General features: G+C 39.2%; 13 protein-coding genes and 1 tRNA gene. 12 read left to right on the top strand and 2 right to left on the bottom strand.

Translation table 11 applies throughout. From position 1 onward, the window contains the following. Nucleotides 1–832: 832 nt before the first annotated feature. A complete protein-coding gene (locus HMPREF9449_RS09685) occupies nucleotides 833–1,726 on the top strand; it encodes an alkaline phosphatase (RefSeq protein WP_040611328.1) in 894 nt (297 codons plus the stop codon). 130 nt (nucleotides 1,727–1,856) lie between these two features. Further along, entirely contained in the window at nucleotides 1,857–2,357 is a 501-nt protein-coding gene (locus HMPREF9449_RS09680; RefSeq protein ID WP_009137080.1) for a YqaA family protein, read from the top strand. 1 nt (nucleotide 2,358) lies between these two features. On the opposite strand, the gene HMPREF9449_RS09675 is transcribed toward HMPREF9449_RS09680, so the two are convergent. Continuing rightward, a complete protein-coding gene (locus tag HMPREF9449_RS09675; RefSeq protein WP_009137079.1) occupies nucleotides 2,359–2,952 on the bottom strand; it encodes a MarC family protein in 594 nt (197 codons plus the stop codon). Nucleotides 2,953–3,274: 322 nt separating this feature from the next. Here HMPREF9449_RS09675 and HMPREF9449_RS09670 point away from each other — a divergent pair, with 322 nt between their 5' ends. The 5 genes from HMPREF9449_RS09670 to HMPREF9449_RS09650 all read left to right on the top strand — a co-directional run bounded on the left by HMPREF9449_RS09670 (nucleotide 3,275) and on the right by HMPREF9449_RS09650 (nucleotide 10,438). Beyond that, nucleotides 3,275–3,742: a YqaA family protein gene (locus HMPREF9449_RS09670; RefSeq protein WP_009137078.1), complete on the top strand. Its 468-nt coding sequence runs from the start codon at nucleotides 3,275–3,277 to the stop codon at nucleotides 3,740–3,742. A gap of 184 nt (nucleotides 3,743–3,926) precedes the next feature. Further along, nucleotides 3,927–6,233, top strand: a complete 2,307-nt coding sequence (gene pbpC, locus HMPREF9449_RS09665; protein ID WP_232211412.1) for a penicillin-binding protein 1C — start codon at nucleotides 3,927–3,929, stop codon at nucleotides 6,231–6,233. A 116-nt stretch (nucleotides 6,234–6,349) separates the two neighbouring features. Next, a tRNA-Thr gene (locus tag HMPREF9449_RS09660) sits at nucleotides 6,350–6,422 on the top strand. Between the two features lie 605 nt (nucleotides 6,423–7,027). Further along, nucleotides 7,028–8,515 (top strand): BACON domain-containing protein, encoded by a 1,488-nt coding sequence (locus HMPREF9449_RS15930; protein ID WP_009137076.1) that lies wholly within the window; start codon nucleotides 7,028–7,030, stop codon nucleotides 8,513–8,515. An 18-nt stretch (nucleotides 8,516–8,533) separates the two neighbouring features. Continuing rightward, the gene (locus HMPREF9449_RS09650; RefSeq protein WP_009137075.1) at nucleotides 8,534–10,438 is read left to right on the top strand and encodes a BACON domain-containing protein; all 1,905 of its coding nucleotides are present in this window, start codon (nucleotides 8,534–8,536) and stop codon (nucleotides 10,436–10,438) included. Between the two features lie 99 nt (nucleotides 10,439–10,537). On the opposite strand, the gene HMPREF9449_RS09645 is transcribed toward HMPREF9449_RS09650, so the two are convergent. Then, entirely contained in the window at nucleotides 10,538–11,377 is an 840-nt protein-coding gene (locus HMPREF9449_RS09645; RefSeq protein ID WP_009137074.1) for an OmpA/MotB family protein, read from the bottom strand. 500 nt (nucleotides 11,378–11,877) lie between these two features. Here HMPREF9449_RS09645 and HMPREF9449_RS09640 point away from each other — a divergent pair, with 500 nt between their 5' ends. Genes HMPREF9449_RS09640 through HMPREF9449_RS09620 form a run of 5 tightly spaced genes read left to right on the top strand, consistent with a single transcriptional unit; the run spans nucleotide 11,878 to nucleotide 16,591 of the window. Further along, nucleotides 11,878–12,081: a helix-turn-helix transcriptional regulator gene (locus HMPREF9449_RS09640; protein WP_004329795.1), complete on the top strand. Its 204-nt coding sequence runs from the start codon at nucleotides 11,878–11,880 to the stop codon at nucleotides 12,079–12,081. Between the two features lie 7 nt (nucleotides 12,082–12,088). Next, a complete protein-coding gene (locus HMPREF9449_RS09635; RefSeq protein WP_009137073.1) occupies nucleotides 12,089–12,853 on the top strand; it encodes a DUF2971 domain-containing protein in 765 nt (254 codons plus the stop codon). Between the two features lie 4 nt (nucleotides 12,854–12,857). Then, nucleotides 12,858–14,447 carry an N-6 DNA methylase gene (locus HMPREF9449_RS09630; protein ID WP_009137072.1) on the top strand — a complete coding sequence of 530 codons (1,590 nt, stop codon included), beginning with the start codon at nucleotides 12,858–12,860 and terminating at the stop codon, nucleotides 14,445–14,447. Continuing rightward, nucleotides 14,434–15,477, top strand: coding sequence for a PDDEXK nuclease domain-containing protein (locus tag HMPREF9449_RS09625; protein ID WP_040611327.1), 1,044 nt, complete (start codon nucleotides 14,434–14,436; stop codon nucleotides 15,475–15,477). The genes HMPREF9449_RS09630 and HMPREF9449_RS09625 overlap by 14 nt, the downstream gene beginning before the upstream one ends. A 31-nt stretch (nucleotides 15,478–15,508) precedes the next feature. Further along, a complete protein-coding gene (locus HMPREF9449_RS09620; RefSeq protein ID WP_009137070.1) occupies nucleotides 15,509–16,591 on the top strand; it encodes a restriction endonuclease subunit S in 1,083 nt (360 codons plus the stop codon). Nucleotides 16,592–16,593: the final 2 nt, after the last annotated feature.

The raw sequence follows: 16,593 nt of genomic DNA, 5'->3' as shown, positions 1-16,593 counted from the left end.
CTACTGTGTAATTTTTGCTTCAATATAGAGTTTTCTGAAAATTGGTAACTCTTATCCATGATTATTTTTGTAAGTGTCAAAGTAAACAATCCTAATTGGATTTACACAGTAGGGCACGTCCCTATTGTGTAATTTTTACTTCAATTTATTCTTAAGAATATCTGTTTTTCGCAAAAAAGGTCCGTCCCTCTGGATGAAAATTAGAGTTGTAGTGGTATTGGAGGGATACATCCCTTAAGGCTGAGTGATTTTTATTTTTAAGAGATTATCTCCTTTCGGCTTAAAAGAGTTTCCCTTGTAAAAACGTTGTTTTGTCCTCCTCTTTCTGTCTTTACTCGACTTTGTAGACTGCTATAAAATAATTGAATTTATAGTCGAATATTCTTTTCTTTGTATTTTTTACCTATAAATTTTTCAACTGGTCTGAAAAAACAACTTAAAGGATGAAAATTATCGGGAAATGATGTTAAAACTATTTTTCGACTTTTTTGAATGATGCATAGAGCTTTTTCCAGAAGAAAAGGGATAATTTGGGGACCTGAATAGAAAGAAACAACGTCTGTTTAAGTTTTATTCTATGATCTGTTTATGATAACGATTGTGTTATTTCCGGAAGATTTTGAATATTAGAAAATCCGATTATTCAATAGTGGCATCAGAAAGTATATTGATCCCCAATTTTAGTACCTAACTGCCTTATATTAATAATTTTTTATTTACGGATGGAGTTATATTTCCGGGACTTGTAAAAGTTTTCCGGAAAAGTAAAATTTTATTTAAAAAAGTGATATATTTGGCTACTGTGTTAAATAATAAAGTGAATGTAAGAATCATGAAAAGGACTATTTTATTAATCGGTTTTTTGTTTGTGACAGCTTTGCTTTTTGGAAAGGTAAAAGGGGTGAAACATGTTGTTTTGATTGGCTTGGATGGTTGGGGGGCTTATAGTATTCCTCAGGCCGATATGCCTACGGTGAGAATAATGATGAAAGGCGGAGCTTATACTTTAGAATCTCGGTCCGTTTTACCTTCTTCCAGTGCGTGCAATTGGGCCTCTATGATAATGGGAGCTAGCCCTGAGATCCATGGTTTTACGACTTGGGGGAGCAAGAAACCGGAGATCCCTTCCCGGGAACTTTCTCCTTACGGGCTGTTTCCGACAGTAATTGGTTTGTTGAGGGATCAAAGGCCTGATGCGGAAATCGGTTATGTCTTTGAATGGGATGGAATGCAATATTTATGTGAAAGAGAAGCTGTCAATCATTTTGCTCATGTACCGCCTGTGGAAGAGCAGTCGGATCCTATTGTTCAGGATGCAGTGCAATATATCCGGGAGAAAAAGCCTACTTTTATGATGATTGCTTTTAATAATCCGGATGAGGTGGGGCATAAATACGGACATGATACTCCTGAATATTATGCGAAATTAAAAGAATTGGATGGTAAAATTGCCCAGATTGTACAAGCTGTACAAGATGCCGGAATTTATGAAGAAACGGTTTTTATCCTTACCGCCGATCACGGAGGCAAAGAGAAGGGACATGGAGGAAAGACATTACAGGAAATGCAAATTCCTTTTGTTGTGTTTGGGAAAGGTGTACGGGCTGGAAGTGTCATAAATAATAGTACAATGATTTATGATACGGCAGCAACTATTGCCTGGATATTCGGATTAAAACAACCTCAGGTGTGGATTGGACGGCCGATAACAGAAGCTTTTAAATAAAAGAGCTATCTGTACAAAATCAAAAGGCATTTTGAAAGGTGTGTTGCATACTTTTCCGGCCTTATTTCTTGTTTTTCTTTTTAAACCTTATTATTCATTTTTCGTAAGCCTCCTAATAAAATAGTAAATTATGGGGCTTGACATAATCACCCTTACAATAGCCGAATTACTTTCCAAATACGGATATTACGGCTTATTTGCCGGGTCTTTTTTATCATCTTTATTTTTACCCATTGGGGCGGATATCCTTTTTGTCGGGATGTTGGCTGCAGGTATTAATCCTTGGGGCTGCCTTTTTATTGCAACAACGGGCAACTGGTTGGGAGGATTGATCATTTATTATATCGGTTATTCGGGCAATAAGGAGAAAATGAAACGTTGGTTTCATTTAAAAGAGGAACAACTGGAAAAGCAAAAAAAGAAAATTGATAAATACGGCAGTTTATTGGCTTTATTGGTCTGGATTCCGGTTGTCGGCGATGTATCGAGTGTAGCACTCGGATTCTACCGGACAAAACCGAAATTGACTCTTTTTCTGATGTATTTAAGTCGAATGTCTCGTTTTCTTTTGTGGGTGATTCTATACCTGATTTATGCCAACCGCTTTGTTCATTTTATCGATCACCTTTGATTTATTTTAAGGAATCCAGTAATGTACTGAGATTAGCAGTGAAAAGACGTACTGCAATAGCAAGTAATATGATTCCGAAAAATTTTCGCATGACATACACTCCCCCTTTGCCAATTACCCGTTGTACATAATCCACTTTTTTCAGTACAAAGTAAACGAATAATAAATTTAAAGCTACAGCAATGATGATGTTTAATATATTATACTCCGCCCGTAACGACAATAATGTCGTGAACGAAGCCGCTCCGGCAATTAAAGGAAATACAAGCGGTACAAGAGTGGCCGAATCCGTAGGCCCGTCGTTTTTGAATATTTCTATTCCAAAAATCATTTCTACAGCCAAAACAAAAATTACCAAAGCTCCGGCCATGGCAAAAGAAGAAATGTCTACATTGAACAAGGCCAGTAAAGAATTTCCGACAAATAAAAAGGCCACCAGTATGACAAAAGAAAAAATGGCAGCTTTTTCTGCACTGATTGTTTTGTTTTTAGCTTTTAAAGCTAAAATAATGGGGATAGATCCTAGTATATCGATAACTGCAAAAAGTACAATAAAAGCACTAAATATTTCCTTAAAGCTAAAATAGATATTCATACTATGTTATTTTAATGATATAAAACCTCTGAAAAGTTGTAAATTTAACACATTTTGATTTTGTTGTTAAATTTTCAGATCACAAAAATACAAAAATTTAATAGAAAGAAAAATAATCGGCAAAAGTTTTTTAGTTTTATTGTAAATCGTTTAAATGTATAAAAGCTTAAAGGTAAAGATGTTTAAACGTTTCCAGCATTTATGTTTTAAAGAAGGGGTGCCCGTTTAGCAGGCGAATGCAACGAATCTACTAATGTAGTTGTACACTTATACGTTTTTATCCTTGAACTTTTGTAGATTTCTCCCTATTTTTGAACGTATTATGGATTCGTTGATTGATCTAGGTTATTGGGGACTTTTTATCGGTTCTTTTTTGGCTTCAACTATTGTACCTTTCAGTGCCGATTTACTTTTAATCGGGGTGCTTGCTCTAGGGGGAAATGTGTGGGGATGTTTGCTGATCGCTACTGTGGGGAATTGGTTAGGGGGACTGACATCTTATTGGATCGGTTGGTTGGGAAAATGGAAATGGCTGGAACGATGGTTTAAAGTAAAGCCGGAACAATTATCCCGTCAAAAGAGCCGTATTGATAAATACGGATATGGTTTGGCTTTTTTTACCTGGTTACCCTTTGTGGGAGATCTGTTTGCGATTGCTTTGGGCTTTTATAAGGTAAATCCCAAGCTTTCTGCCTTTTATATGTTGCTAGGCCGATTCCTGCGCTTTCTGGTTTGGATCTTATTGTATCTTCATTTTGCCGATCGATTTGTGCATTTTATTACCCGTTGAGGGCTTGTTATCGAGAAAAAAGAAGATAGAAATGATAAGAAACAAGTTATTGGAAGATATTTTCCCGGAGTTTTTCTTTTTATATCTTTACCCGATCAAGGGAATGCTTATCCTCTTTTAACGGATTGAAAAAATGAAGTTAAATCGATTTTATATATTATTTTCAGTTTTATATCTACTGTATTTGATTTTTTGGTGGAACGCATTGCCCAACCCCTTGTTTGAGGTTTCTTACTCCACTCTCTTGTTGGATCGAAAGGAAGAGATTATGGGGGTAAAAGTAGCCCAGGATGAGCAGTTTCGGTTTCCGGGAACAAATGTTTTGCCAGATAAGTACAAGGAGGCTCTATTCGCGTTTGAAGACAAGCGTTTTTGGCAGCATAAGGGAGTGGATTGGTTTGCCTTGGCAAGGGCAATGTATCGGAATATAAAGGCGGGAAGAGTAGTAAGTGGAGGCAGTACGATCAGTATGCAAGTCATCCGCTTGGCCCGGAAAAATCCTCCCCGTACTTATCGGGAAAAGTTTTGGGAGATTTTCTTAACGCTCCGTTTGGAACAAAGTTATTCCAAAGAACAAATTTTACAACTTTATGCAGCTCATGCCCCATTCGGTAAAAATATTGTGGGTTTACAGGCGGCTGCATTGAAATATTTCGATCGGGATCCGGGGCAGTTGAGTTGGGCGGAAGCTGCTTTTTTAGCTGTTTTGCCCAATGCGCCGGCTTTGAATAATGTTCGTTTGTTGAAAGAAAAGAGAAATCGTTTGTTGAAGGAACTCTATCGCTTAGGTAAAATAGAAGAGGAGGATTATCGGTTAGCTTTGGAAGAGCCTATGCCTGAAAATGTATATTATCCGGAAAATATTGCTCCTCATTTATTAGCCCGTGCAGACATTACCCGCAAGGGAGAGGTCTGTCATTCGTATATAGATTCCTATTTACAAAAAGCTGTATCGGAAATTGTACGTCGCCACAATCGGATGCTGGGAGGAAATCATATTTACAATGCTGCCGTTTTAGTGGCGCATATTCCTTCCGGAGAAGTCCGGGCTTATATCGGGAATACCCCGGCTTGGGGAAATAGCCGGGGAAATGAGGTCGATATCATTCCGGCAGTCCGGAGCTCAGGCAGTATTTTGAAACCGGCTTTATATGCTTTGATGCAACACAACGGCTATATTTTGCCGAAGACGTTAATTCCGGATGTCCCTTCCCGTTTTGGGGGATATGCACCTTCGAATTTTAATCGTACTTTTCAAGGAGTTGTGCCAGCGGATAAAGCTTTGTCGATGTCGTTGAATATTCCCTTTGTCCGCTTATTGAAAGAGTATAATTACAACCGTTTCTACAGGGAGTTGAAAGGCTTAGGTATCCACAGTTTGAACCGGCCGGCTGACGATTATGGATTGAGTCTTATCTTGGGAGGAGGAGAAACCTCTTTGTGGGATTTATGTAATATGTATGGGGGTATGGTGTCCGTTTTACGGCATTATAATGAAGCGGACGGACAATATTATGAAGGAGAATATGACCGCTTGAAACTTTGGAAAGAAAAGAAAGTATCTTCTCAAAGCGGGGATCTCTTCGTACAGACCCCTTGTACTCCCGATAGAGCTCCTTTAAGTGCGGCCTCCATTTGGTTGACATTAAAAGCATTGCGGGAGGTCGAGCGACCGGAATTGGAGTCGGGTTGGAAAAATTTTGCATCCCGTTTGGATTTGGCTTGGAAAACCGGGACTAGTTTCGGCTATCGGGATGCCTGGGCTATTGGTGTGAATGCAGATTGGGTTATTGGTGTTTGGGTAGGGAACTCCGATGGGGAGGGGCGCCCGGGATTAGTAGGGGTGAGAGCTGCTGCTCCTATTCTTTTTGAGGTGGCGGGATTGTTGCCTGTAGAAGGACATTTGTATAAACCGGCAGAAGAAATGCAGGAGGTGGTGGTATGTCGCAAGAGTGGCTATCGGGCTTCAATGATTTGCGAAGAAAAAGATACCCTTGAAGTATGCGGAGCCGGAACAAGGACTACAATTTGTCCTTATCATCGTTTCGTGAGTTTGGATGCTACGGAAAAATGGCAGGTAAATTCGGATTGTGAACCGGTTTATAAAATACAGGTAAAGCCTTGGTTCGTATTGACGCCTGTGCAGGAGTGGTATTATACCCGTACTCATAGCGATTATCGGAAGCTTCCTCCTTATCGTCCCGATTGTGAACCGGATAGGGGGGATGTTATGGAAATGATTTATCCGCAGAAAGGAATGCGGGTATTTGTGCCCCGGGATTTCGGCGGTCGGAGAAGTGCTGTTGTATTTGAACTGGCTCACCGGAATTCTTCAGCAGAGGTCTATTGGCATATTGATGATCGGTATGTGGGAGATACCCGGTATATTCATCAAATAGAGGTCGATATTCCAGAAGGAAAGCATGTTTTGACAGTTGTAGACGATGAAGGCAATACTTTGCGGCAGGTATTTCAGGTCGTAGGGGAATAAAGTGAAAAGAAAGGAAAATTATGCTTATAGGTAAATAAAAATAACTTTATAGCTATATAATTTTTGTAGAATTGATTTTTTCTTATCAAATAATTATTACTTTTGTAGCCGCAAATGCCACTTTAGCTCAGCTGGTAGAGCGACGCATTCGTAATGCGTAGGTCGCGAGTTCAAGTCTCGCAAGTGGCTCTCTTGAAAAACAACAACTTACTTCAGAAGAGGTGGAAAACAATGTTTTCACCTCTTTTTTATTTTGGTTTTGGGTAATCTTTGATAGTGCAGACATAATCGAAATTTACACATTAGGGCACGTCCCTTTTGTGTAATTTTGGGGAGTTTATGTTCTTTTGCCTGGCTGGCTTTCGGAATTTTTTCCCCTTAAAAAATCGTTTTCTCCTATTTGGCCTGCTTTCACTAGCATTTTCTTTCTGCTGACGAGGGAGTGGCGTTTGAAAATTGTATGTATGTTCTTCTTGTATTTTAACAAAAATTTTTAATTGATTCTTTTTCGTTCGTATTTTTTAATCAGATTTTGTAATTTAGAAAATGAGTGTATTCATTCAAGTTTTTTCGCTTTTTATAACATTGGAATAGATTTTGCAAAATGAATAATAATAGAGAAGTATTTTAAGATGATATTTACTAATTTTTAAGATAAAATTATATTTTTGTTTTTAAAATATCTTAAAAAATGAAAAAGTGGCTTTCATAAAACAGAGGAGCTTTGGAGAGCTTTGTTTTTTTGCTTTTAAAATATTAACTATTTATCTAATTATAAACCTAAAATTAATGTTATGAAAATTTTTTATCTGATTCTTGGAGTATTCCTTATTTTCGGAGCTTGTTCGGATGAGGAGGAGGAAGTGATACAGACACCTTTGGTGGAAGACGCTTCTCTGACGCTTAGCGTGGACAAGGTTGCGCTTTCTTGCGCTGGGGGAACTGCGGAAGTGAAGCTGGAAACAAATCAGGAAATTTGGGATGCTGTTCCTTCTGCCGGTTGGTTGACTGTAGAGAAAGGAAATAGTTCTTTGATTTTGAAAGCGGCGAAAAATGAAACGGGAGAGCAGTTGACGGCTACTCTTTTGGTCACTGCCGGAGTAGAGGAAAATGCGGACACTGCTGTCATTACGGTTGTACAAAATGATAACAGTTTGGTATTGGAGTATACCGTTCCGGCCCGGACTCAGATTATGTTACCGATATGCGGACTGGTTAAATGTTCCGTAGATTGGGGCGATGGACAGACGGAAGAAATAGATATGAAAATAGACAATATATCGGTTGCTCCTCCCAGACACATGTATACTTCAGCCGGTACTTATCTTGTCCGGATTTCTGGAGAAGTCCCGGAATTGTATTCCATGATTGGATTTTCGGATGAACAGAGAGCATGCCTTTCCGGAATCAAACAGTGGGGTAAGACCGGACTGACTGCTTTGAGGTATGCTTTTTATCGGTGTATCAACATTGAGTCATTGCCTCCTGATACGGATGATTCTTTTGCTGAAGTTACCTCTTTTGAAAATGCTTTTAGTAATTGTACAGCTTTGAAAGAATTACCGGAAGGCCTTTTTGCAAGTGCTGTGAACGCTGAGACGTTCCGCGATTGTTTTTATAAATGTACGGCTTTGACTTCACTTCCGGTCCGGATGTTTGAGAATTGCAGTAAGGCGACGATTTTTGTATATACTTTTGGAGATTGTCCCCTTGTGGAATTACCGGAAGGACTTTTTAAAGATTGTATAGAAGCGGTTGACTTTAACAGTTGCTTTACAAACTGTATGACTTTGCGGGTTATTCCTGAAAATTTATTTGCGAATTGTCTGAAAGTAACCGATTTTTCTTATTGTTTCCGGAATGCTCAGTCTTTGATAAATATTCCGGCAAAGTTGTTCAATAATTGTACGTTAGCTGAAAAAATGGTGGGAATATTTACTTATTGTTATAGTTTGACATCTATTCCGGAAGAACTGTTTCGAAATTGTCCGGAGATTTCTACTTTTTCTTATTGTTTTACTTCCTGTACTTCTTTAACCGGTATTCCGGCCGGATTGTTTGATAATAACCGGAAGGTCGTTTCTTTTAAGGGAACTTTCCGGGATTGTGTCTCGTTGACGGGGGAATCTCCTTACACGGAAATTGGCGGGAAAAAAGTGCATTTGTATGAGAGAAGAAATTACGGGGGAGAATTTGTGACACTTAACGAATACGATGCCTGCTTCCGGAATTGTAATGGATTGAGTGATTATAATACGATGCCTTCTGCTTGGAATAAATAATAGATTATATAGAGGAACATGAAAAAATTATTTTTTATTATATTCGGAATAGTCTTACTGTTTGGAGCCTGTTCCGATGACGAAAATACGATAGCAATAGCTAAACTGGATTTGGTGTCCGGTTTAGAGGAGTTTCCGATTACACTGTCGGAAGACGGAAGCAGGGGAAATGTCGATTTTACAGATCAGGGAGGAACTTTGTCAGTTATTGTAGAGACTAATCAGACCGACTGGATTTATCGGGTAGAAGAAAGAAAAGATTGGTTTGAGATTCGTCAGAACGGAGATACACTTGTCTTGACGGTAGCGCAAAATAAACACGTCACTTCCCGGGAAGCTGTCGTTGAGGTGCGGGCTGGCAGTGTTGAAAACAATGCAACTTGTAAACTGACTGTAAAGCAGAGCGGAGTAGAAGGGGCTGATTTAGCGGTTACACCCGAAAAGTTGGAATTTCCGATAAAGGGAGGATCTTTAGAGGTAGAAGTAAAGACGAACCAGAAATTGTGGAGTATCAGTATTTCCAATACTGTCTTTACCATCGTAAAATCGGATAATAAAGTAAGGGTTACGGCAGAGGAGAATTTATATCCGGTGGCGCTTACAGCAGAGCTTACAATCGTTTCAGGTGAAGGGGAAAATTTGGAAACGGCTGTTATTCCGATTGTTCAGGAAGCTGCTCCGGCGGTGACTTTAACGGTCGATCCTGCTTCCATTCATTTTACAATGGCCGGAGGTGTAGATACCATACATCTCAAGATGCAGAATACTCATGTATGGCAGTATGTATGTGAACAAGAGTGGTTGGAATTAAAAGCCGAGAATGATTATTTGATTGTAACGGCTCCTAAAAATTCCTCTTATGATGCTTTGACAGCGGAAATTATGATTGTGGCCGGTATTGAGCAAAATTATGCCGGGCAGACTGTTACTGTTGTTCAGGAGGCGTCTTCACTGGCCGAAGCCATGATTTTTGAATTGTCAGTGCCTGCAAATGCTACGGCTGTGTTGCCTTTGTTGGGGACAGTAGATTGTTCGGTAGATTGGGGAGATGGGAGTGAAGTCGAAACGGTCACAACGGTTACGCCTACCCATGTTTACGCTCAGGAAGGTGTATATGAGGTAAAGATTTCAGGAAAAGTGACAGGATTAGGAACAAATAAGGCTATTTTTAATGTAACCTACAAAGATGCTTTTCAATACTTTACGGCTGTAAAGCAATGGGGGAATACAGGCTTGACTTCCTTAAAAGAAGCTTTCTGGAATTGCTCAAATCTGAAATCTGTTGCAAATGACGTAAACGAATCTTTCCTGGCTGTTACCACTTTCGAGAAGGCTTTTTATAAAGCTGCTGCTTTGGAAGAAATTCCTGCGGGAATTTTTAATAATTGTCCGAAAGTGACTTCTTTCAGAGAATGTTTTAATGGCTGTTCTGCGTTGGTTACTTTACCGGCAGGACTATTTTCTGCCTGCAAGGCTGTCACTACTTTTAGAAGTTGCTTTGACGGTTGTAGTAAATTAGCTTCTATTCCGGAGGGACTCTTTGCTAATAATCCGGCGGTGACAGATTTTTTCGGAACATTTAAATGGTGTGCACTGAAAGAAGTTCCGGCTAATACTTTTGAAAACTGTACAAAAGTGACGGGTTTTGGACAGATTTTTTATGCCTGTTCTGCTTTGGAAACCGTACCTGTTAGTATTTTCGACGATTGTCTTAATGTGACTACTTTTAGTTTTGCATTCTCGGGTACAAAATTGAAAGGAGAATCCCCTTATACAATGGTAGAGGGAGTAAAGGTGCATTTGTATGAAAGGGCTGAGCATACCACTGTTTTCAAAAAACCCACTACTTTTAATGATTGTTTTACCGGCTGTACTGATCTTATCGATTTCGAACAGATCCAGGCAGCAGGTTGGGCGAAGTAAGAAAAATTGATGTAAAGAAGAAGCTATCCTAAAAGCATTTTTAAGATAGCTTCTTTTTCTGTAGGCGTTAAGACTGAACGGAAAATCCTGTTGTCTTGTCTAGTTTTGTAAAAGTTTCAACAGTTTATCCAATTTGGGGGCAATAATAATTTCAGTTCGTCGGTTTAAAGTCCGGCCATCGGCTGTTTTGTTGTCGGCAACAGGCATATATTCTCCCCTTCCGGTAGGTTGGATTTGCAAAGGACTAACTTTGTAGTCTTTCGTCAGAATACGGACGACGGAGGTTGCACGGATCACACTCAGGTCCCAATTATCCTTGAATTGAACCGTATGGATAGGTTTAGAATCGGTATGTCCTTCTATAAAAACATCGATATCCGTCTGTTTATTTAATACTCCGGCTAATTTGGATAAAGCTTCTTTACCTCTTTTGTCTACTTTAGCGCTTCCTGATTCAAATAAAAGCTTATCTGACATGGCGACATATATTTTCCCGTCTTTTTGCCGCACACTCAGTTCATCACTTCCGAAACCCATTAAAGCCTCTTGGATACTGCTCAAAAGTTCTTTTACTTTCAGGTTTTGGGAATCGATCAGTTTTTGCAGCTCACGTATAGTTTTCTCCCTATCGTCTAGAGCAGACATTTTTTCCCGGATCATAGCGTTTAATTTTTCCTGTTCCGATTTATTGGAATAGAGAAGATTCCGATAAGCCCGGATGATTCCGCCTAATTCTGTTGTGTCTGTCAGCAGACTGTCGATACGGAGGGTCTGTCGGGAATTTTCATCCTTGCAGTCCGACAGTTCTTTCCGTAACTTTTCTCCTCTTTCGATAGCCGAAAGGCGTCCGTTTTCAGCTATGAGGTATTTTTTCTTGGAAATGCAAGAACTACAGAAAAAGAGGAAAGAAATAAGTATCAAAGAGGTTAATCTATTCATAAAGAAGGAATGTTAAAGGTTTGTCCTCGGTTTTATAGCTGCAAACATAAAAAATAAATTAAATGTTTGAAAGGCTAAATGTTCAATTGTGAAAATGTTTGCGGAAATAAGAGAAAAAACAGGAGACCTACCTTTTCAGGGTGTCTCCTGTTTCAACTGTAAACCGGAAGTTATGTATTTGATTTCAATATTTTTTTCACTCTTGAACCGAAGTGCGATTTGTGTCAATCTGATATATAGTCATTATATATCATTCTCTTATAGATTTGATACCATATAGTTCCCATAAAAGATATAATATTCAAAAATAACCGTTCCTGTATATGAGGGTAAAAACGGAGTTTATCATCCCCCTAAAGAGTAAATGTCATAAACTTGCATTGCTAAAATTGATGTTTTAGTCACTTTTTTGTACTTCTTCCGCAATATATAACCTGTAATATCAAATATATTCCTAGATAATTTGTTCCTTTGTAGTCACATTGGATAGACATACGAATATGGAACGTAAATTACTGAACCGAATCAAAGTCGTTCTCGCAGAGAAAAACAGAAGTAATAAATGGCTCTCTGAACAATTGGATAAAGATCCCGCTATAATCTCCAAATGGGTTACCAATACAACACAACCCAATGTGGAAACGCTAATTCAAATATCCAAAGTTTTGGGTGTCACTGTGGATGACTTATTGAGGACGGAATAATAAGTTTATGGAGACAGATAAATTATATAAGTATCTTGATTTCAATGGCGGATTGATGATGTTGCATTATAGTAATCTTCAATTTACCAATGCTACGCAGTTGAACGACCCGTTTGATTGCCACCCATCGTTAATTGATTTCTCCAATGTTCCGCAAGAAGCGTGTGGAGGATTGACTTCGGAAATAATCGAAGAATTGGAAAGAGATCTATTTCGTAGAACCAGAGAAGAGGTGTGGATATGTAGTCTTTCCAAGATACATGATTCAATTTTGATGTGGAGCTATTATAGCAAACATAAAGGTATCTGTATTGGTTTGGATATGGAAAAAGCCCAAAAGTATCTTTCGAAAATACAAGGAAAAATCATGATTGGTTGTTCCGAAGTGGAAATCCAATATAAAGATATTGTAGAGAAGCCTGATTATTTCAGGAATGCAAAAGATTTCTTCCATTATCAGTTATCCACAAAGGCAAAAGCTTGGGAGCATGAACAAGAGATTAGGCTATTTATTTTAGACCCTAGTCCCACATATATGGCATTATTACCGGATCAGAATGATGATAAAGGTCCGATTGATAGGAAGGAAGTACGAGCTTTTCCTAAAATCGGAGGAGAGTGTTTCGAGTCTGTCTATTTAGGAATCAACATGAATGCAGATGAAAAATCAAAAATAATAAGCGTTGCACGAAAGTTAAATCCTGACATTAAGATTTACCAAATGGGGATTGATGCAAATGCTTTTAAGTTAAATACAGAACTGATAAAATAATAGAATGGCTAAGAAACAGAATAAACCGATAAAGGAAGAGACTCTTGAAACGATACTTTTCAACTGTCGTAACAGTCTGCGTGGGCGTGCAGCCATGACAGATAAGCGCGATTTGCTGTTGACCCTTGTATTCCTGAAATTCATAGGAGAACGGTTCAAACAGCAAAAGGAGAAAATCAGGCATGAAATAGTGGAAGTACAGGGCATTAATGATACGGATTTCATTGAATTGCAACTTTCTCGCCCCAACCAATATATGCAGGACGGAGTGTTTTTTCTAACGGATGAAACATTTTGGGATAAGTTGATTCTTACCTCGCCTACTGGTATGGCCATTGCTTTCGATACGGCCATAAAAACTTTGGATGACAACGAACCTAAGTTGAAAAATGCTCTTCCACAGCAAATTTTCACGAAAACAGCCCTTGAACCGGGAGTTTTGAAAAGCGTAGTGGATGAAATAAACAAGATAGATCCCCAGAAATTTAATGATCACGACCTCATAGGCCGTGTATATGAGTATTTCTTACAGGCTTTTTCCATCAACGCAGACAAAGAGGAAGGAGAATTTTACACGCCGCATTCTATCGTAGAGCTTATCGCTTCTCTTATTGAACCTTTTGATGGGACGGTCTATGACCCTTGCTGTGGTTCCGGAGGTATGTTTGTTCAAGCTGCAAAGTTCATAGAGGCTCACGGCGGAAACACTAAAGCTGTCAATGTGTATGGGCAGGAATCAGAGCCGGCAACCTATCGCCTTGCAAAGATGAATCTGGCTATCCGAGGTATCTCTTACCATTTGGGTGATAGAGCTGTCTCCACTTTCTCTGATGACCAGCATAAGGAACTTAAGTTTGATTACATCATGGCTAACCCGCCGTTCAATTTGAAGAAATATGCCGAATACGGAGGTTTTGAGACTGATCCCCGATGGCAAAGCTATGGAGTTCCTCCTGCCAGCAATGCCAACTATGCGTGGATTCTTCATATCTTGAACAAATTGAATGTCAGTCGTGGAATCGCAGGATTCCTGCTTGCCAATGGTGCTTTGGATGATAGTGATACGCAGGGAATACGCAAACAGCTAATCGAAAGCGACAAAGTAGAAGCTATTATCGTTTTGCCGCGAAACATGTTCTATTCTACCGATATATCCGTCACCCTTTGGATTTTGAATAACAACAAGAAAGGCGGTCCATGGCATGGCAGACAACTTCGCGACCGTACAGGTGAAATTCTTTTCATTGACTTGCGGACATGGAACAATGACATATACGAAAAGAAATACGTCCGCTTGTCGGAAACGGAAATAGACAGAGTACGTCAAATATACCTCGATTGGCAAACCGAGAATTTTGCCGAGTATGCAGAGCCGGAATTATACTATGCTGCACATCGTAACGAAATTCAAGAAAAGGGATATTCTCTTGTGCCATCCAGATACATTGAATTTATAGACCGTGATACGGAAATAGACTATAAGTCTGCCCTTTCAGAAATGAGTTGTAAATTTGATGAATTGAAGAAAAGATGGGATGCAAACGAAACGGAACTTATAAACGCTTTCAAAGTTTTAGGTTATGGAAAAGAATAAGCTGCAACATGGTATGACAACTGATAAACTGGTCTCTGATATTCGGAGTATCATTGAACAAGGTCGTCAACAGGCATACGCGGCTGCTAATCAGATTGCTGTACTTACTTATTGGCACATTGGGCGGCGAATAGTGGAAGAAGAACAGCATGGAGAAGTTCGTGCGCAGTATGGCACCCGGTTGATTAAAACATTAGCAGAGCAACTGGCACCTAAATACGGTAGTACATTCAGTAAACGCAATTTGGATTACTTCCGCCAATTTTACCTGTGTTTTAATGATTTGGAGATTGTGAACACGCGTGTTCACAATCTGACATGGTCGCACTTCCGCTCGATTATACAGGTTGCAGACCCTAAGGCCAGAGAGTGGTATGTAAAAGAGGCATCGGAACAGATGTGGAGTGTGAGGACACTCAATCGCAACATCGGTACACAATACTATGGCCGCCGTATGGCTTGTGTAAGGGAAGGGCTGGTAGTGCCATCCCCCGATATTGAAGTCAATGATCCATTGGAATATATAAAGAGTCCGGTGGTTGCCGAGTTTTTAGGTTTTCGTAAGGACAGCAAATATGACGAGAGCGAGTTGGAGCAAGCCTTAATAGATCATCTGCAACAATTTATCATGGAATTGGGACGTGGTTTCGCATTTGTCGACAGGCAGAAACACATTTCAACGGACACAGGTGATTTTTACATTGATCTTGTGTTCTATAACATCAAGCTCAAGCGTTACGTGTTGTTTGAATTGAAAACACATCCTCTGACACACGCAGATGTGGGGCAATTGGATATGTACGTACGAATGTATGACGGCCTTGTAAAAGATGAGAGTGATAACCCGACAATAGGCATACTGCTTTGTACTGAAACCGACAAGGTAATGGCAAAATACTCTGTCCTTAATGGTAGCGAGCAACTTTTTGCAGCCAAATATATGGCCTATATGCCAACGGAAGAAGAGTTGAGCAGGGAGATAGAACAGCAAAAACGTTTTTTCTTGGAACAACACGGAATGGAGGAGTGATATGGGGATAAGTCATATAAAATGGGTTAGATTGGGAGATTATATTTCTCCAAGACGTGAAAACAACTCTTCACTTAAATATGGTATTGATCTGATTGAAGGGGTGAATAGTGATGGTGAGTTCCAACCGACTAAAGCTCTTACTGATAATATCAATCTGAAGCCTTATAAAGTTGTTAGACATGGTGATATTGTTTATAACCCATCAAGATTAAATATCGGTTCCCTGGCTTATAGAACAGGAGGAATGTGTATTGTCTCTCACCTATATCAAGTATTTTATATAAAGGAAGAACACCAATCAGTATTATCTGCAGAGTTTTTAACTCTCTATCTTAGGCGAAATGAGTTTTACAGATATGTAGATTACGACAACTTTGGTAGTCAAAGAGCAGAATACAACCTAAATAAATTGAGCGAATTACTTATTCCGTTGCCATCTCCTGACGAACAACAGAAAGTGGTGAATGTATGGAAAGCATTTAGGGAGATCAAAGAACAAAACGAGGCTAAGGCTGCTCCTCTTATGCAAGTCTGCCAAAGCTATATACAGGAATTGAAGCATAAATATCCTTTACAGGAAATTGGACCGTATATCAAAGAGTGTGATGAACGAAATGTCGATTTATCAGTTCAATTATCTCAAGGTATCGCAAATACAAAAGTTTTTCAGGCTCCGAAACAAGTCGCATTAAATTCTAAATCAGATAAGATTGTGAGAACTGGACAGTTCGGATATAATAGAGCAACAACAAGAAACGGAGAAAAAATATCCCTGGCTTATAGAACAGGAGCAGATTGTACAGTTTCTTCAGCTTATGGAGTCTTTAAAATCACAAATGAGGAAATAATTGAGCCGTATTTTTTATGGATGTGGGTGTCACGACCTGAATTTGATAGATATGCTCGTTATATGTCCAAAGGAAGTGCACATGAATTTTTTGAATTTGATGAGATGTGTCGTGTAAAAATACCTCTCCCTCCCATTGACGTTCAACGTGCTATCGTCAATATCTACAAATGTGCCAACGAAGCAAAGCAAATAGCAAAAGAAGCTGACAGACTTTCACGCGAAGTGTGTCCGGCATTGCTTCAACATGTCATACATTCTTAAAT

The organism is Odoribacter laneus YIT 12061, assembly GCF_000243215.1.
Taxonomy (GTDB): Bacteria; Bacteroidota; Bacteroidia; order Bacteroidales; family Marinifilaceae; genus Culturomica; species Culturomica lanea.
Note: the sequence above shows the minus strand (reverse complement) of the source record. Positions and strands in the feature narration are given on the sequence as shown.

What these genes read in the sequence shown, in the direction of transcription:
- HMPREF9449_RS15930 (WP_009137076.1), top strand. Translation starts at nt 7,028, where the DNA reads ATGAAAATTTTTTATCTGATTCTTGGAGTATTCCTTATTTTCGGAGCT.
- HMPREF9449_RS09640 (WP_004329795.1), top strand. Translation starts at nt 11,878, where the DNA reads ATGGAACGTAAATTACTGAACCGAATCAAAGTCGTTCTCGCAGAGAAA.
- HMPREF9449_RS09680 (WP_009137080.1), top strand. Translation starts at nt 1,857, where the DNA reads ATGGGGCTTGACATAATCACCCTTACAATAGCCGAATTACTTTCCAAA.
- HMPREF9449_RS09650 (WP_009137075.1), top strand. Translation starts at nt 8,534, where the DNA reads ATGAAAAAATTATTTTTTATTATATTCGGAATAGTCTTACTGTTTGGA.
- HMPREF9449_RS09635 (WP_009137073.1), top strand. Translation starts at nt 12,089, where the DNA reads ATGGAGACAGATAAATTATATAAGTATCTTGATTTCAATGGCGGATTG.
- HMPREF9449_RS09630 (WP_009137072.1), top strand. Translation starts at nt 12,858, where the DNA reads ATGGCTAAGAAACAGAATAAACCGATAAAGGAAGAGACTCTTGAAACG.
- HMPREF9449_RS09675 (WP_009137079.1), bottom strand. Translation starts at nt 2,952, where the DNA reads ATGAATATCTATTTTAGCTTTAAGGAAATATTTAGTGCTTTTATTGTA.
- HMPREF9449_RS09685 (WP_040611328.1), top strand. Translation starts at nt 833, where the DNA reads ATGAAAAGGACTATTTTATTAATCGGTTTTTTGTTTGTGACAGCTTTG.
- HMPREF9449_RS09670 (WP_009137078.1), top strand. Translation starts at nt 3,275, where the DNA reads ATGGATTCGTTGATTGATCTAGGTTATTGGGGACTTTTTATCGGTTCT.
- HMPREF9449_RS09625 (WP_040611327.1), top strand. Translation starts at nt 14,434, where the DNA reads ATGGAAAAGAATAAGCTGCAACATGGTATGACAACTGATAAACTGGTC.
- HMPREF9449_RS09645 (WP_009137074.1), bottom strand. Translation starts at nt 11,377, where the DNA reads ATGAATAGATTAACCTCTTTGATACTTATTTCTTTCCTCTTTTTCTGT.